Origin of the sequence: Actinocorallia sp. API 0066 (genome assembly GCF_020991275.1) — a bacterium.
In the GTDB taxonomy this organism is placed as follows: Bacteria; Actinomycetota; Actinomycetes; order Streptosporangiales; family Streptosporangiaceae; genus Actinocorallia.
Map to the genome: position 1 here is coordinate 37,388 of NZ_JAJLQY010000006.1, position 15,514 is coordinate 52,901.

General features: G+C 72.4%; 14 protein-coding genes. 7 read left to right on the forward strand and 7 right to left on the reverse strand.

What is annotated here, in order from left to right; translation table 11 throughout:
- Nucleotides 1-281 precede the first annotated feature (281 nt).
- From LO762_RS16255 to LO762_RS16275, 5 genes are all read left to right on the forward strand, one after another.
- A complete protein-coding gene (locus tag LO762_RS16255) occupies nucleotides 282-1,439 on the forward strand; it encodes a thiolase family protein (RefSeq protein WP_230616014.1) in 1,158 nt (385 codons plus the stop codon).
- Nucleotides 1,440-1,443: 4 nt separating this feature from the next.
- Nucleotides 1,444-1,815 (forward strand): Zn-ribbon domain-containing OB-fold protein, encoded by a 372-nt coding sequence (locus LO762_RS16260; protein ID WP_230616017.1) that lies wholly within the window; start codon nucleotides 1,444-1,446, stop codon nucleotides 1,813-1,815.
- Nucleotides 1,816-1,868: 53 nt separating this feature from the next.
- Entirely contained in the window at nucleotides 1,869-3,002 is a 1,134-nt protein-coding gene (locus LO762_RS16265; protein ID WP_230616697.1) for a nitronate monooxygenase family protein, read from the forward strand.
- A gap of 130 nt (nucleotides 3,003-3,132) precedes the next feature.
- Nucleotides 3,133-3,753, forward strand: coding sequence for a DUF4126 domain-containing protein (locus tag LO762_RS16270; protein WP_230616020.1), 621 nt, complete (start codon nucleotides 3,133-3,135; stop codon nucleotides 3,751-3,753).
- 140 nt (nucleotides 3,754-3,893) lie between these two features.
- A complete protein-coding gene (locus LO762_RS16275) occupies nucleotides 3,894-4,478 on the forward strand; it encodes a TetR-like C-terminal domain-containing protein (RefSeq protein ID WP_230616023.1) in 585 nt (194 codons plus the stop codon).
- On the opposite strand, the gene uvrB is transcribed toward LO762_RS16275, so the two are convergent.
- From uvrB to LO762_RS16290, 3 genes are all read right to left on the reverse strand, one after another.
- Nucleotides 4,456-6,627, reverse strand: a complete 2,172-nt coding sequence (gene uvrB / locus LO762_RS16280) for an excinuclease ABC subunit UvrB (RefSeq protein WP_255686173.1) — start codon at nucleotides 6,625-6,627, stop codon at nucleotides 4,456-4,458. The genes LO762_RS16275 and uvrB overlap by 23 nt on opposite strands.
- A gap of 97 nt (nucleotides 6,628-6,724) precedes the next feature.
- On the reverse strand, nucleotides 6,725-7,765 hold the full coding sequence (locus LO762_RS16285) for a YsnF/AvaK domain-containing protein (protein WP_230616026.1): 1,041 nt from the start codon (nucleotides 7,763-7,765) through the stop codon (nucleotides 6,725-6,727).
- 39 nt (nucleotides 7,766-7,804) lie between these two features.
- On the reverse strand, nucleotides 7,805-8,626 hold the full coding sequence (locus tag LO762_RS16290) for a hypothetical protein (protein WP_230616028.1): 822 nt from the start codon (nucleotides 8,624-8,626) through the stop codon (nucleotides 7,805-7,807).
- A gap of 159 nt (nucleotides 8,627-8,785) precedes the next feature.
- Between LO762_RS16290 and LO762_RS16295 the strand changes: the two genes are divergently transcribed.
- Together LO762_RS16295 and LO762_RS16300 are read left to right on the forward strand one after the other, a co-directional pair.
- Nucleotides 8,786-9,787: a hypothetical protein gene (locus tag LO762_RS16295; protein ID WP_230616030.1), complete on the forward strand. Its 1,002-nt coding sequence runs from the start codon at nucleotides 8,786-8,788 to the stop codon at nucleotides 9,785-9,787.
- A gap of 139 nt (nucleotides 9,788-9,926) precedes the next feature.
- Nucleotides 9,927-10,811, forward strand: coding sequence for a glycerophosphodiester phosphodiesterase family protein (locus tag LO762_RS16300; RefSeq protein WP_230616033.1), 885 nt, complete (start codon nucleotides 9,927-9,929; stop codon nucleotides 10,809-10,811).
- Nucleotides 10,812-10,832: 21 nt separating this feature from the next.
- Here LO762_RS16300 and coaE read toward each other — a convergent pair whose 3' ends face one another.
- The 4 genes from coaE to rpsA form a co-directional block, all read right to left on the reverse strand.
- On the reverse strand, nucleotides 10,833-11,420 hold the full coding sequence (gene coaE / locus LO762_RS16305; RefSeq protein WP_230616035.1) for a dephospho-CoA kinase: 588 nt from the start codon (nucleotides 11,418-11,420) through the stop codon (nucleotides 10,833-10,835).
- Nucleotides 11,421-11,435: 15 nt separating this feature from the next.
- The gene (locus LO762_RS16310) at nucleotides 11,436-11,900 is read right to left on the reverse strand and encodes a GNAT family N-acetyltransferase (RefSeq protein ID WP_230616037.1); all 465 of its coding nucleotides are present in this window, start codon (nucleotides 11,898-11,900) and stop codon (nucleotides 11,436-11,438) included.
- On the reverse strand, nucleotides 11,897-13,786 hold the full coding sequence (locus tag LO762_RS16315) for an endonuclease/exonuclease/phosphatase (RefSeq protein WP_230616039.1): 1,890 nt from the start codon (nucleotides 13,784-13,786) through the stop codon (nucleotides 11,897-11,899). The genes LO762_RS16310 and LO762_RS16315 overlap by 4 nt, the downstream gene beginning before the upstream one ends.
- Nucleotides 13,787-13,969: 183 nt before the next feature.
- Nucleotides 13,970-15,433 (reverse strand): 30S ribosomal protein S1, encoded by a 1,464-nt coding sequence (rpsA, locus tag LO762_RS16320; RefSeq protein ID WP_230616041.1) that lies wholly within the window; start codon nucleotides 15,431-15,433, stop codon nucleotides 13,970-13,972.
- Between the last annotated feature and the right edge of the window lie 81 nt (nucleotides 15,434-15,514).

A 15,514-nucleotide genomic window follows, 5' to 3' on the forward strand; every position in this document is an offset into this window, starting at 1 on the left:
GCACTCCTGGTTTGTCGCTCGGGCCCGCACCGCGCGGGCCCGTGGTCGCCACGAAGTTCCCCCGAAAAAAGAAGAAACCCGCGAAAGATGAACTCCGCGGGCATCGAACACTCGATCAGGCGAAAGTACAGCTACGACCACTGCACAAGGTAGCACATCGGAGACTCCCGGTGGCCTTTGTGCCGATCAAGATTCTCCCCCACGGTACCCCAGATCTCCCCTCGCCCGAACAGAATCGGATTCGGTAGGCTTTCCCGGGAGAAGTAAGGAGGTGCTTCCTGATGGGGGGAGTCGCCATCGCCGGGCTCGGCATGACCGAACTCGGCAAGGTGTACGGGCGCAGCGCGCGCAGGCTGGCCGCCGACGCGGTACGGCGCGCCGCCGCCGACGCGGGGCTGGCCCTGGACGAACTCGACGGGCTGCTCGTCAGCCACGGCATGGGGGGCTCGCCGGGCATCGAGCTCGCCGACACCCTGGGCCTGCGGGACCTGCGCCTGCTCACCGCGATGAACGCGTTCGGCGCGACGGCGGGCGCGATGGTCGCGCACGCGGCGATGACCGTGGCGAGCGGCGGGGCCTCGGCCGTCGCCTGTGTGTTCGCCGACGCGCCGCTACGGCCCAAGGTCTCCGCCGGCGCCGCCTACACCGGCTCGTCACGCGACTACCTCGGCTACGGCGGCATGATGGCCGCGCAGGGGTTCAGGTCCGTCAACGCGCTCTACGCGCTCGCCGCGCAGCGCCACATGGCCCGCTACGGCACCACCAGCGAGCAACTGGGCGCCATCGCGGTGTCCACCCGGCGGTGGGCGACCATGAACCCGCTCGCGCAGCTCCGCGACCCGATCACGCTCGCCGACCACCAGGCGTCCCGCTGGGTCGTCGAGCCGCTGCACCTGCTGGACTGCTGCCTCGTCTCCAACGGGGCGGTCGCGGTGATCGTCACCGGCGCCGACCGGGCGGCCGACCTCGCGCAGCCGCCCGTCCACGTGCTCGGCTGGGGCCAGGGCCACCCGGGCGACCGCCGCGAGCGCGGCAGCGCCTTCGGCCTGACGACCGGCGCGACGCTCTCCGGGCCCGCCGCGCTGAAGATGGCGGGGATCACCCTCGCCGACGTCCAGCTGTGCCAGATCTACGACTGCTACACGATCACCACACTCCTGACGCTGGAGGACTACGGCTTCTGCGCCAAGGGCGAGGGCGGCGCCTTCGCCGCGTCCGGGGCGCTCGGGCCCGGCGGCGCGCTGCCCACCAACACCGGCGGCGGCCAGCTCTCCGGCTACTACATGTGGGGCATGACGCCGCTGTCGGAGGCCGTCATCCAGGCGCGCGGGCAGGCGGGCGAGCGGCAGGCCGCGCGCAACGAGGTGATCCTCGTCAGCGGCAACGGCGGCATCCTCGACCACCACAGCACCCTCATCCTCAGCCCGACCGGACGGTGACCCGATGACGACGATCCGCAGGGACGGATTCACCGACGCGTTCTTCGACCACGCGCGACGCGGCGACCTGGCCGTCAAGCGGTGCGCGGAGTGCGCGCACTGGCACGCGCCGGAGGCCACCGGCTGCCACCGCTGCGGCAGCGAGACCCTCACCTGGACGCCCGTCGCGGGCGACGCCGTGCTCATCACGTGGGCGAAGGTGCATCCGCGCGGCGAGGGCGAGGTCCAGCACATCGCCTACGTCGAGCTGGCCGAGGGCCCGTGGCTGCACGCCGCGCTCGACGGCGTTGACGCGCCCGTCGAGGGCCTGCCGCTCAGGGCCGCGTTCGTCCGGCCCGAGGAGGGCGAGCCGGTGCTCGTCTTCCGCCCCGCCTGAACCCGCCTGTACCCGCCTGACCCGTCCACACCCAACGCATCCGGGAGCCGATGATGAAGACCGATGTGTGCGCGACGTTCGGGATCGAGTTCCCGATCTTCGCCTTCAGCCACTGCCGCGACGTCGTGGCGGCGGTGACGAACGCGGGCGGCCTGGGCGTGCTCGGCGCCGTCGCCTACAGCCCCGAGCGGCTGGAGGAGGAGCTCGCCTGGATCGACCGTGAGGTGGGCGGGCGGCCCTACGGCGTGGACGTGCTCGTGCCGTCCAAGATCGACCCTTCGGCCAAGGACGGCGGCGACCCGCTCGCCGCGATCCCGCCGGAGGTGTGGACGTTCCTGGCGAACCTGTTCGAGAAGTACGGCGTGCCGCTGCCCGACCTGACCTCGCCGGAGATGGCCAGGCAGGCCAGGGGCGGCGCGCGCAGCGTCACCGGCGGCGGCGCGACCCGGCTGATCGACATCTCGCTGAACCACCCGATCCGGCTCATCGCCAGCGCGTTGGGCACCCCGCCGCCGATCATGGTGGAGAAGGCCAAGGCGGCCGGGGTGCCCGTGGCGGCGCTCGTCGGCACCGTCGAGCACGCGCGGCGGCAGGTCGCCGCCGGGGTGGACCTCATCGTCGCGCAGGGCGGCGAGGCGGGCGGGCACACCGGCGAGATCTCCACCATGGTGCTGGTGCCCGAGGTCGTCGACGCGGTCGCGCCGATCCCGGTGCTGGCGGCGGGCGGCATCGCGACGGGACGGCAGATCGCCGCGTCCGTGGCGCTCGGCGCGTCCGGCGTGTGGTGCGGCTCGGTGTGGCTCACCACCGAGGAGGCCGAGACCCCGCCGACCGTCAAGGCCAAGATGCTCCAGGCGACGGCCCGCGACACGATCCGGTCCCGCTCGCGCACCGGCAAGCCCGCCCGGCAGCTCCAGTCGGCGTGGACGGCCGAGTGGGAGGGCCCGGACTCGCCGGGGGCGCTGCCGATGCCGCTCCAGATGATCGTCGCCGAAGGGGCGATGCGGCACCTCGTCAAGCACGCCGAGACCGGCAACGAGGGGGCGCGCGAGCTCGTCAACTACTTCGTCGGGCAGTGCGTGGGGCTGATGAACACCGTCAAGCCCGCCAAGCAGGTCGTCTACGACATGGTCGAGGAGTTCGCCGACAGCGTGGACCGGCTGGCGAGGCTCACCGAGGCGGAGTGACCCCCGCCGGGGTGATCCCGGTTTCTCCCGTGACGGCCCCGGCACCGCGCCGGGGCCGTGCGCGTCCTATGACCGGAAAGCGGGTTCCGCCCGAGCCGTCCGGGGGAACCGTCGCTGCGGGAGGGGAAGAATGCTCGCTTTTCTCACCGGCCTCGGGCTCGCCTCGGCGGCGGGGCTCAACGCCTACATCCCGATCCTCGTCGTGGGGCTGCTCGCCCGGTACGGCGAGGTCGTGGTGCTGCCGCCCGAGTTCGCCTGGATGGGCAACGGATGGGCGATCGCCCTCCTGGGCCTGCTGCTGGCCGCCGAAGTCGTCCTCGACAAGGTGCCGCTGGTGGACAGCGTCAACGACGCCGTCCAGACCTTCATCCGGCCCGCCGCCGGGGGCGCGGTGATGGCCGCCAGCACCGCCGCCGACCGGATCGACCAGGCCATCGGCACCAGCACGTCGCTGCTGGCCCAGCAGCCCTGGATCGGCTGGCTGCTGGGGATCGGCACGGCGCTGCTCGTGCACGGCACCAAGACGGCGGTGCGGCCCGTCGCCAACCTCGGCACCGCGGGCACCGCCGCGCCCGTGCTCAGCACCACCGAGGACGTGTTCTCGCTCGGCCTCAGCGTCGTGGCGATCCTCGCGCCGCTGCTCGGCGTCATCCTCGTCGTCGTGCTCCTGGCCGTCGCGGTGCGGCTGCTGGTGCGGGCCCGACGGCGGCGCGGCAGGCAGGGCCGCACGTGGGCCGTCCGCTGGCGGTGACGCGACCGTAGAAGGATTCTTCCGCGCGGCAGCAAATCTCCGAACTTTTTCGGGGGAAGTCCTGACACCCGGGGTGCCGTATTGCCACACTTTCCACCGTTCTGAGTGACGGAGACGAGACGGACAGCGAAGGCATGGGCGTGACCCTGACGAACGACGAGACCTCGGCCGAACCCGCCGTGGACGGCCGGATCTACGCGGCGGTCATCGACGTGTTCCGGGAGGCACAGGACGTCACCCACGAGACCGTGGCCGAGCGCGCCGGGGTCTCCCTGCCCGCGCTGCGGCTGCGCTGGCCCGCCGCGGCCGACCTGGCCATGGAGGCGCTCGTCGCGGGCTGCTTCCCCACCCCGCCGGACCCCGGCGACCTCGGGCTCCGCGAGGAACTCATCGTCATCATCTCGCGGCTGCTCAGCGAGCAGATCCTGCACCGCGACCTCGTGCAGGCGCTCGCCGCCCGGCTGCCGGTCGACCCCGAGCTGAACCGCGCCTACCGGCGGCAGGTGATCCTGCCGCGCAACGAGGTCGGCCGCCGGATCCTCGGCCGCGCCGTGCTGCGCGGTGAGGTCGACCCCGAGGTGGACCCCGACCTGGTGTTCTCGGTGGTGCCCGCCTACCTCGCCTACCGGACCGTGCTGCTGGACCCGGTGAGCGACCCGGGCGCCGCCGCCCGCCTCGCCGACGCCCTCGTGCTGCCGCTGCTCAGGAGATGCCGGCCTCTCTGAGATCGCGCAGCTCCCGCTTCAACTCCTTGATCTCGTCGCGCAGCCGGGCCGCCACCTCGAACTGGAGGTCCTTGGCGGCCTGGTGCATCTGGTCGGTGAGCGAGGCGACCAGGCCCTCCAGCTCCGCGCGCGGCCGCTCCCCCACCAGGTCGGCGGTGTGCCTGCCGACCTCCGCGCGGCTGCCGAAGCCCGGCACCGGCGCCTTGCCGCGCGACTGGGCCCGGCCGGAACCGCCCATCATCAGCGCGGTGTCCTCGTCCTCCCGGGCGATCGAGTCGAGGATGTCGGCGATCTTCTTGCGCAGCGCCGTCGGCTCGATCCCGTGCTCGGTGTTGTACGCCTCCTGCTTGGCGCGGCGCCGGTTGGTCTCGTCGATCGCCCGTTCCATCGACGGGGTGATCTTGTCGGCGTACATGTGGACCTCGCCGGACACGTTGCGGGCGGCCCGGCCGATCGTCTGGATCAGCGACGTCTCCGAGCGCAGGAAGCCCTCCTTGTCGGCGTCCAGGATGGCCACCAGGGACACCTCGGGCAGGTCGAGGCCCTCACGGAGCAGGTTGATGCCGACGAGCACGTCGAACTCGCCCTGGCGCAGCTCGCGCAGCAGCTCGATCCGGCGCAGGGTGTCCACCTCGCTGTGCAGGTACCGGACCCGGATGCCCAGCTCCAGCAGGTAGTCGGTGAGATCCTCCGCCATCTTCTTGGTGAGCGTGGTGACGAGGACCCGCTCGTCCCGCTCGGCCCGCAGCCGGATCTCGTGCACCAGGTCGTCGATCTGGCCCCGGGTCGGCTTGACGACGATCTCCGGGTCCACCAGGCCGGTCGGGCGGATCACCTGCTCCACCACGTCGCCCTTGACCCGGCCCATCTCGTACGCGCCGGGGGTGGCCGACAGGTAGACCGTCTGGCCGATCCGCTCCAGGAACTCCTCCCACCTGAGCGGCCGGTTGTCCAGCGCGGACGGCAGCCGGAACCCGTGGTCCACCAACTGGCGCTTGCGGGAGGCGTCGCCCTCGTACATCGCGCCGATCTGCGGGACCGTCTGGTGCGACTCGTCCAGCACCAGCAGGAAGTCCTCGGGGAAGAAGTCCAGCAGGGTGTGCGGGGCGGAGCCCGCCTCCCGGCCGTCGACGTGCCGCGAGTAGTTCTCGATGCCCGAGCAGGAACCGATCTGGCGCAGCATCTCCAGGTCGTAGGTGGTGCGCATGCGCAGCCGCTGCGCCTCCAGCAGCTTGTTCTGGCCCTCCAGGACGGCCAGACGCTCCTCCAGCTCCGCCTCGATGCCCTCGATCGCGCGGGCCAGCCGCGCCTCGCCCGCGCCGTAGTGCGTGGCGGGCAGGATGTGCAGCTCCTCGTGCTCCTCGATCACCTCGCCGGTGAGCGGGTGCAGCGTGGACAGCTTGTCGATCTCGTCGCCGAACATCTCGATCCGCACGGCGAGCTCCTGGTACTGCGGGATCACCTCGATGGTGTCGCCGCGCACCCGGAACGTGCCGCGGGTGAAGGCGAGGTCGTTGCGGGCGTACTGGATCTCCACAAGACGGCGCAGCAGCCTGTCCCTGTCGATCTCCTGGCCGACCGCCAGCTTCACCATCTGGTCGACGTACTCCTCCGGCGCGCCCAGGCCGTAGATGCACGACACCGACGCCACCACGACCACGTCGCGCCGCGTCACCAGGGAGGACGTGGCCGAGTGCCGGAGCCGCTCGACCTCCTCGTTGATCGAGGAGTCCTTCTCGATGTAGGTGTCCGTCTGCGGGACGTAAGCCTCGGGCTGGTAGTAGTCGTAGTAGGAGACGAAGTACTCGACCGCGTTGTTGGGCAGCATCTCGCGCAGCTCGTTGGCGAACTGCGCGGCGATGGTCTTGTTCGGCAGCATCACCAGGGTGGGCCGCTGGATCCGCTCGATCAGCCAGGCGACCGTCGCCGTCTTGCCGGTGCCGGTGGCGCCCAGCAGCACCGAGTCCTTCTCGCCCCGCCCGATCCGCTCCGCCAGCGCCCTGATCGCGCCCGGCTGGTCGCCCGAGGGCGTCATCTCGGTGACGACCTCGAAGGGCCTGCGGATGCGCTGCGCGTCGAGCCGCTGCTGGAGCTCGGTGCGCGCCCCGGCCGTGCCGGTCTCCGCCGTGCCACTGCCGCTCTCCGTCATGATGACCCCTCCCAGATGTCCACCTCCCACCGTACGGCCAGCCACCGACAGAATCGGTGGCTGGCGTAGGTCGGCCCTGGGTCGGTTGTCCGGTCGTTCAGCGGCGGTCGGGTCGGCCGCCCGGGTCGAGCGGCGGGTCGTGCCGGGTCGACTCGGCGAGGTTCTCGCGGGAGCCGACGTGCTTGCCGACCCCGTCCTCGAACCGCTCGACCTCGATCCGCTCGCGCCGGATCTCGTCCCGCATGATCCGCTCCTCGGGGACCTGCTTGACGGTGAGCCTGACCCGCTCGACGGCATGGGTCTCCTTCACCGCGAACGCGCGCTGCCCGCGCAGGACGATCTCGACGGTGTCCTCGCCGATCTGGTCGGCGCCCGGCGTCTGGCCCTCGGCCACCGGCACCCGTTCCAGCTCGAACTCCTCGTGCACGAGCCTGACCCGCTCCTCCACGGGCACGACGTCCACGTACTTGTGCAGCCTGACCCGGCCCACCTCGACCTGCTCGGTGCGGAAGTGGATGCGCTCCTCACAGCGCGTCAGGGACAGGTCCTCGGGCCGGTGCTGCTCGAACTCGCGGCCGCGCGCCGCCGCCTCACGGCCCAGGTCGCCCGCCGACGGGTGCGTGCCCGTCCCGGACGGACCCGTCGGCCGGGTGCCCGCGATGCCCGCCGCGCCCGGCATGCCCGTCGGGCCCGACGGCGTCTCGGGCCTGCCGCCGGGCATCGTCCCGCGCCCGGTGTGGCCCGCCGCGCCCGCCGCCCCGGCCGCGCCCGCCGCCGCCGCGCTGGTGGCCTTGCCGGACGTCGTCGTGGGCGTCGTCGTGGTGGTGCCGAGGCCGTAGTGGGCGCGCAGCCGCGCCTCCTGCTCCGGCGTGATGTGCCGGTCCACGGACAGCTCGGGCGAGTCCTTGATCTTGTTCTTGTCGTAGGGGACGACGAGGTCGCGTCCGGCGAGCGAGCTTCCGGCCAGCGGCACAAAGCGGTCCTTGCCGCCGAGCATCCCGCCCATGCGCAGCCGCGCCCACTCCTGATTGCCCGTCACGTCGTCGAAGAAGATCTGTTCGACGGTGCCGAGCTCTTCCCCGCCCGGCCCGGTCATCCGCGCGCCGAGCAGTTTCTTGATGTCCATCGGTGTGCTCATGGTCCTCGCTCCGAAGATCGCTGGATGGAGGACGGGCGGTCAGCGTGCCCTGACCGTCGTCCACTCGCTGCCGCCGTTCTGGCGCAGACGCACCTCCCTGAGGGTGGATCGGGACGGGATCTGGAAGACGTAGGTCCCCTGGACCGCCTGCCCCGGCCCGATCGCGGTTTCCAGGGCGCGGCCGCCCTCCAGCAGCTGCCCCACCTTGCGCTTGCCGGGGAAGAACGTGGCGGAGTCGGTGTAGCCGCGCTGGAAGCCCGCGGTGGCCGAGCACGGGCTGCCGCCCTCGTTGCGGACCGCCGTGTTGACGACCGCGAACGTCCGCCCGTCCGGCGCGCTCAGCGACGCCCCGGTCCGCGAGTCGCGGATCGTGCCCACGGTCCGCTCGAACCGCGTGTCGGTGAACACCAGGCGGCACGCGCCCGGTGACGGCGAGGCGGCGGGCGCGGCCGGGACGGTCACGGTCCGGTCGGCGGCGGTCACGGTGACCGTCGGGGTGGTCCGCACCTCGGGCTCGCGGGTCAGGTTGGCGACGCCGAGGCCGCCGAGCATGAGGCCCGCCGCGGGCACGAGCAGCCACGCGGGATTGAAGTCCTTGCGGCCCCGCTCGGTGCCGGTGGCGCCGGAGTCGACCGCCGCGCCCGGCGGCTCGCCCGGACGCCGCCGCTCCGTGCCGAAGGCGCCCGACTCGCGCGCGTCCTTGGCCCGCGGCCCCGTCTCGGCGATGCCGAGCTCGTCGGTCGGGCCGGTCTCCCCCGCGCCGTGGCCGCCGGGCTCCTCCCGCCCCTCCGGCGGGCCGCCGCGGCGCGGCTCGTCGCGTCCGGCGGCGCCGCCGTTCCCGTCCCGCTCGTCGCTCGCCATGTGGCTCCCCCGCTTGTCGTCCTCCTGACACCGCTGGATCGCTTCATTCCCCCCAGAAGGGACACGCAGCGTCGCCTGCCCATTCGTTGGGCAATCCTTAAGGCTGTCGCCGGGCGGGGGTTTTTGTTTACGATGACCGGGCCGCCGACAGGTACGGGGATGGCATTGGCTCGGTTCGCCGTAGGGATCGTCAGGAACGCGGACGCCGGCATCGCGCTCGTCGTCGCGGTCGTCGCCGCGGTCGCCGGGCTGGTCGGCGGGCCCGGCTTTCGGGTCCTGCTCGGCGCGACGCTCCTGGTGCTGGCCCTGCTGGCGGTGGCGATCCTGCGCGACAGGCGCCGGCGCGGCCCCGTCGAGGACGAGGTCAGGGAGTCCCTGCGGGCCCTGGCGGTGCTGCCGGAGCGGCTGGACCGCATCGAGGAGTTCGAGCAGCTCGTCCGGCGCTCCCGGCTCGCTTTGGACGAGGCGGCTGCCGTCCAGGTGCTGGGCGGCGCCGAGGTCGGCCCCGCGCTCGCGGCGGCCAGGACGGGCACCGACAGGTGGATCTTCAAGGGCGGCACCGGCGTGTCCCTGCGCGCGGTGACCCTGCCCGGCCTGGTCGCGGGCGCGCGGCGGGACGGGAGGGCGCTGCTCGTCCGGCTGGAGATCATCGACCCGGCGGACGGCGCCGCCTGCGACACCTACACCCGGTTCCGCCGCGCCTGCGCCGACAGCGTGGACGGCGCCGAGCCGTGGACGGCCGAGCGCACCCGCAAGGAGGCGTACGCGACGGTCCTGGCGGCGTGCTGGCACCGCGAGCGGTTCCGGCTGCTGGACATCGACATCGGCCTGTCCCGGACGATGACGACCGTCCGGTGGGAGCTGTCGGCGTCCTGCGTGGTCGTCACCCGGGAGGACCCCGCGGCGCCCGCCCTCAAGGTGGACAAGGGCAAGTTCTTCTACGACTGGTGCTCGACCGAGCTGCTCAACAGCCTGGACCAGGCGCGCCGGGTGCCGATGGAGCAGGCCAGGTCCGCGCCCCTGTCGGACGAGCCCACGGTCGCCGAGGTCAGACGGCTGTTCCAGACGCTCGGGATGGCGCTGCCCCCCGCGTTCGGGGACGGCGACGTCGCCGACATCATCAGGCGCGCCCTGCCCGCACCCGACCGGACGGCACCCTGACCCGACGAAGACATCTTCCGCCTGACGCGCTAACGCGGTGAACGTGTGGCGGGCGGGACCCGGGTGGCCTACGGTTGTCGTCGTTCGACCGGGGTGCCCTCCCGCGCACCGGTGCCCCTGCGCGAGGAGGAGTACGCCCATGGCCCGGCTCGGCGCCGTGCTCACGGCGGCCGCGGTGCTGCCGCTCGTCCTGCCCGCCGCCCCCGTCCGGGCCGAGCCGCCGCAGGCCGCCTGGGCCGCGAGCCCGATGCAGCCCAACGCGCGGGCCGGCAGATCCGTCGTCGTCATCGCGCACCGGGGCGCGTCCGCCTACGCGCCGGAGAACACCCTCGCCGCCATCCGTGAAGCGGGCAAGCGCGGGGCCGACCTCATCGAGCTGGACGTCAGGCAGACCAAGGACGGCAAGCTCGTCGTCATCCACGACGCGACGCTCACCCGCACCACCGACGCCCGCAAGAAGTTCCCCAAGCGCACCTCGTGGCGGGTCGGCGACCTCACCCTCAAACAGATCAAGACACTCGACGCGGGCGCCTGGTTCGGCAAGGCGTACCGGGGCCAGCGGGTGCCGACCCTCGCCGAGGCGCTCAAGGCCGTCAAGGCGACCGGCGACGGTGTGGTGCTGGAGCTCAAGGAGCCCGACAAGTACCCGGGCCTGACCCAGCGGGTCGCCGCGCTGCTCAAGGCCGACCGGCACTGGCACGTCCGGGGCCGCACCCTCGTGCAGAGCTTCCAGTGGTCGGCTGTGCGGGACATGAACGAGCGGCTGCCGTCCACCATCGAGATGGGGCTGCTCGGCGCGCCGACCTTCGCCGAGATGCTGCGCTCGCGGCTGTACGCCGACGTCATCCATGTGCCGAAGGGCTCGGCGGGCGCCGGATACGTCCGGCAGGCGCACAACGCCCTGTACCGGGTGTACGCCTACACCGTCAACGACGCGGCGTCGCTCCGGCGGCTGGCGTCCTCCGGCGTCGACGGCATCACCACCGACCGGCCCGACGTGCTGCGCGCCGCCCTCGACTCCTGAACCGGGCCGCTTACGGCGTCGTCAGAGGGACGCCCACAGCTCGTCCACCTGCTTCTGCAGCGCCTCCAGCGTGCCGGAGTTGTCGATCACCCTGTCGGCGATCGCCAGCCGCTGCTCCCGGGTCGCCTGCGCCGCGATCCGCGCCCGCGCCGCCTCCTCGGTCATGCCGCGCTGCCCGGTGAGCCGCGCCAACTGCACCTCGACCGGCGCGTCCACCACGACGACCAGGTCGTACAGCGGCTTCAGCCCGTTCTCGGCGAGCAGCGGCACGTCATAGACGACGACGGCGTCCTCCGGCGCGGCCGACAGCAACTCCTGGCCGCGCACCCCGATCAGCGGGTGGGTGATCGCGTTGAGGCGGGCCAGCTTCTCCTTGTCGGCGAAGACGATCGCGCCGAGCGCCTCGCGGTTCAGCGTGCCGTCCCCGTGCAGCACGCCCTCGCCGAACTCCGCGACGATCGCGGCGAGCCCCGGCGTGCCCGGCTCGACCACCTCGCGGGCCAGCGCGTCGGAGTCGATGAGCACCGCGCCGTGCGCGACGAGCCGCCGCGACACCTCGCTCTTGCCCGACCCGATGCCCCCCGTAAGGCCGATCCGCACCTTCGGCATGGTCTCTCCTTCTCCTCAGGCTTCCGGAAGCGGCTTGCGCAGGTGGACGTGCACCAGGTGGTCCGACACCCGCTCCCGGCGGAACTCGGCGTAGCCCATCCGCCGGTACAGCCGCAGGTTGCCGTCCGACAGGTGGCCGGTGAACAGCACGAGCGACGTCGCGAGGCCGCGCGCCGCCTCCTCGACGGCCCGCAGCAGCGCCGTCCCGACGCCCTCGCGCTGCCGGTCCGGCGCCACGACGAGGCGGCCGACCAGGCACGTGCCCTCGTGGAACGTCGCCCGGACCGCGCCGACCATCCTGCCGTCCTTGACCGCCTTCAGGACGATCGCGTCACCCTTCAGCACCTTGCGTAGCTGCTCGATCGGCTCCACCAGCGGCGGGAGGAACGGGTCGCCGTACGTCTGCGCCTCGGTGACGTAAGCGGCGCGCTGCAAGGTGATGATCTCGCCCGCGTCGTCGGGCTCCGCCCGGCTGATCACCGGCCCACCTTCGCGGTGACCGCGACGAGCCCGCCCGGCCGCACCACGACGTCGGCGAACACCATGTCGTCGGTGCCGAACACGTTCTGGGTGAGGTCCTGGCCGAGCGTGCCGGGCGCGCGGCGCAGCCCGGCCGCGGTGAGGATGCCGATCTCCTCGGCGTCGGCGGGCGCGCTCAGGTCACCGGTGACGACCGTGCGCGGCGCGCCGCTCCACGCCTTGACCAGCGCGGACATCTCCGCCGCCCGGTCGCCCGCGCCGCCGTCGCCGGGCGCGAGCCGGGTCGTCCACACGTCGACGGTGCCCTCGGCCGTCTCCAGCCTGGTCCAGACGTAGCCGCGGACCTGCTCGCCGCTGAACACCCGGGACGTGCCGGACGAGACGACCCTGAGCCGGGTGAGGATCGCGTTGCCGTACTGGGCGTCGGCGGCCGGACCCCACACCAGGGTCATGCCGAGCCTGCGCGACAGCCACACGCCGAGATCGGCGGTGCCGGACGCGGGGGTGCCCCTGCCGACGTCCTGGAGCGCCACCACGTCGGCGTCCTGCTCGGCCACCCTGCGGGCGACGGCCTCCGGGTCGAGCCTTCCGTCGCGCGTCGCCTGGCCGATGTTCAGGGACACCACGCGGATCTCCTGCGGCGCGACGGTCCGCACCGGCTCGGAGGTGAGCGCGAAGACGGCGGCCGGCACCACCAGCAGCAGGCACACCCCGAGGGCCGTCATGGCGCGCTGCGGGGCGCGCGCGGGCAGCGGGCCGCCGCGCGCCGCCGCGATCGCCGCGAGCAGGCCCAGCAGGATGCCCGCGAGGCCGCTCAGCGCGTTGTTGGGGAACGGCAGCGGATGCACCGGGTTCAGCGTGTAAGGCACGAGGATCGCCATCAGCGCGACCCCGCCGAGCGCGGCGCCGACGTCCACCCGCCAGATCGGGCCGCCCGTCCCGGCCAGCCGCAGCGGGGCGCGGCAGGCGACGGCGAGCAGCCACGCGGCGAGTAGCTGGGCGGGCACGACGGCGACCACCACGACCTTGCCGTCCAGCGCGTACGTCCCGGCGACGGCGCCCGCGCACACACCCAGCAGGGTGCCGCCGAGCACCCCGACCCCGCCCGGCACGGCCCGCACGGCGAGGCCCGAGGCCAGGAACGCCAGGGCGAGCGCCTGCCCTGCGAGCACGACAAGGTAGGCGGACGTCAACGAGAGCCAGCCCGAGGACGCGACGAACGCGGGGCTCGAAAGGACGAGCACCTGCAACGCGAGGAAGGGGCCGAGAGCGGCGGCGCCCAGGGCGTCCCGCCAGCTGATGCCGGGGAACGGCACCGCCGGGGACGACATCTCCCGGGCCAGCGCGGCCAGGCCGAGACCGACGACGACAAGGCAGACCGCCCAGGAGCCGATCCCGCTCCGCCACACCGGATCCCAGGTCGAGAACAGCATCCGGATACCGGTGTCATAGGCGAGCCCCGCGGTGGCCGCGATAGCGAACCCGACGCCTGACAGGCCGCGCGCGCTCTCGTACAGGGCGGGCAGCGCCAGCAGCCCAAAAGCCGTCCCGATGACGGCGAGGTCCAGCACCGGGCCCATCCCCTGCGCCACGACCCGGGTGACGAGCAGGCCGCCCACCCCGAGGACCACGAGCCAGCGCGGGCCCCGCAGCGCCCGCACCACGGGCGCCAGGAACGCCGCCGCGACGGCCAGCGCGGCGAGCCCGGCGGCGGCGCCGACGGACGTGCGGGAGAACGCGGGAAGGCCGTAGCGGAGCGTCTCGGCGAACACCGCGACCGTGACGGCGATCAGCGTCAGCCGGGCGACACCACGGGGAATGATCGAGGGCCCCGCCGCAGCTCCGGCAGGGCCCCCCGTTTGGGTGCCTTTGTCAGTCGTGACCACGCGACGATAGTAGTCGCATCCAGGTCGCCGGGGACCGCCGGTCACGCCAACCGGGCGCGCCGCGACAACGGCCCGGGGCCCCGGAAAACAGCCCGGCCCCGGACACTGGGTCCGGGGCCGGGCTGTCGAACGTCCTGCGTGCCGCTGTCGCGACCCTGGGGTCACGCGGCGCGCGTCGGGGTGCTACTGGTTGCCGGAGAGCTTCTCGCGCAGCGCGGCGAGCGCCTCGTCGGTCGCCAGGGCGCCGCCGGAGGTCTCCTCGGCCGAGCTGTAGGTGGTCTGGCCACCCTCGCCGCCGGCAGCCTCGGCGTCGGCCTTGCGGGCCTCGTCGATCTGCTTGCGGTGCGCCTCGAAGCGCGTCCTGGCCTCGGCGTACTGCCGCTCCCAGGTCTCACGCTGGGAGTCGTAGCCCTCGAGCCACTCGCCGGTCTCGGCGTCGAAGCCCTCGGGGTACTTGTAGTTGCCCTCGGCGTCGTACTCGGCGGGCATGCCGTACAGGGTCGGGTCGAAGTCCTCTTCGGTGACCTCGACGGCGCTCTCGTTCGCCTGCTTCAGCGAGAGGCTGATGCGACGGCGGTCGAGGTCGATGTCGATGATCTTGACGAAGATCTCGTCGCCGACCTGGACGACCTGCTCCGGGATCTCCACGTGGCGCTCGGCCAGCTCGGAGATGTGGACCAGGCCCTCGATGCCCTCCTCGACCCGGACGAACGCGCCGAACGGCACCAGCTTGGTGACGCGGCCCGGCACGACCTGGCCGATCTGGTGGGTGCGGGCGAACTGCTGCCACGGGTCTTCCTGGGTCGCCTTCAGCGACAGGGAGACGCGCTCGCGCTCCATGTCGACGTCCAGGACCTCGACCGTGACCTCCTGGCCCACCTCGACGACCTCAGACGGGTGGTCGATGTGCTTCCAGGACAGCTCGGACACGTGCACCAGGCCGTCCACGCCGCCGAGGTCCACGAACGCACCGAAGTTGACGATCGAGGACACGACGCCCTTGCGGACCTGGCCCTTCTGAAGGGTGTTGAGGAAGGTCTGGCGGACCTCGGACTGGGTCTGCTCCAGCCAGGCACGGCGGGACAGGACCACGTTGTTGCGGTTCTTGTCCAGCTCGATGATCTTGGCTTCGAGCTCCTTGCCGACATACGGCTGCAGGTCGCGGACGCGCCGCATCTCGACCAGGGACGCCGGGAGGAAGCCGCGCAGGCCGATGTCGAGGATGAGACCACCCTTGACGACCTCGATGACCGTACCGGTGACGATGCCGTCCTCGTCCTTGATCTTCTCGATCGTGCCCCAGGCGCGCTCGTACTGGGCGCGCTTCTTCGACAGGATCAGGCGGCCTTCCTTGTCCTCCTTCTGGAGGACCAGGGCTTCGACCTCGTCACCGACGGAGACGACCTCGTTGGGGTCCACGTCGTGCTTGATCGAGAGTTCCCGGGAAGGGATGACGCCCTCGGTCTTGTAACCGATGTCGAGCAAGACCTCGTCTCGATCGACCTTGACGACGGTGCCTTCGACGATGTCGCCGTCATTGAAGTACTTGATGGTCTGATCGATAGCGGCGAGGAAGTCCTCGGCCGAACCGATGTCGTTGACCGCTACCTGCGGGGTGGTCGAGGTGGCTTCGGTGCTGCTCGTCATTGTATGGACTGGCTCCGGATACGGACATGAGTCGGTTTTCCTTGCGCGAGGGCCCTTCGTCCCTGCCAAGACCGGAGTGTG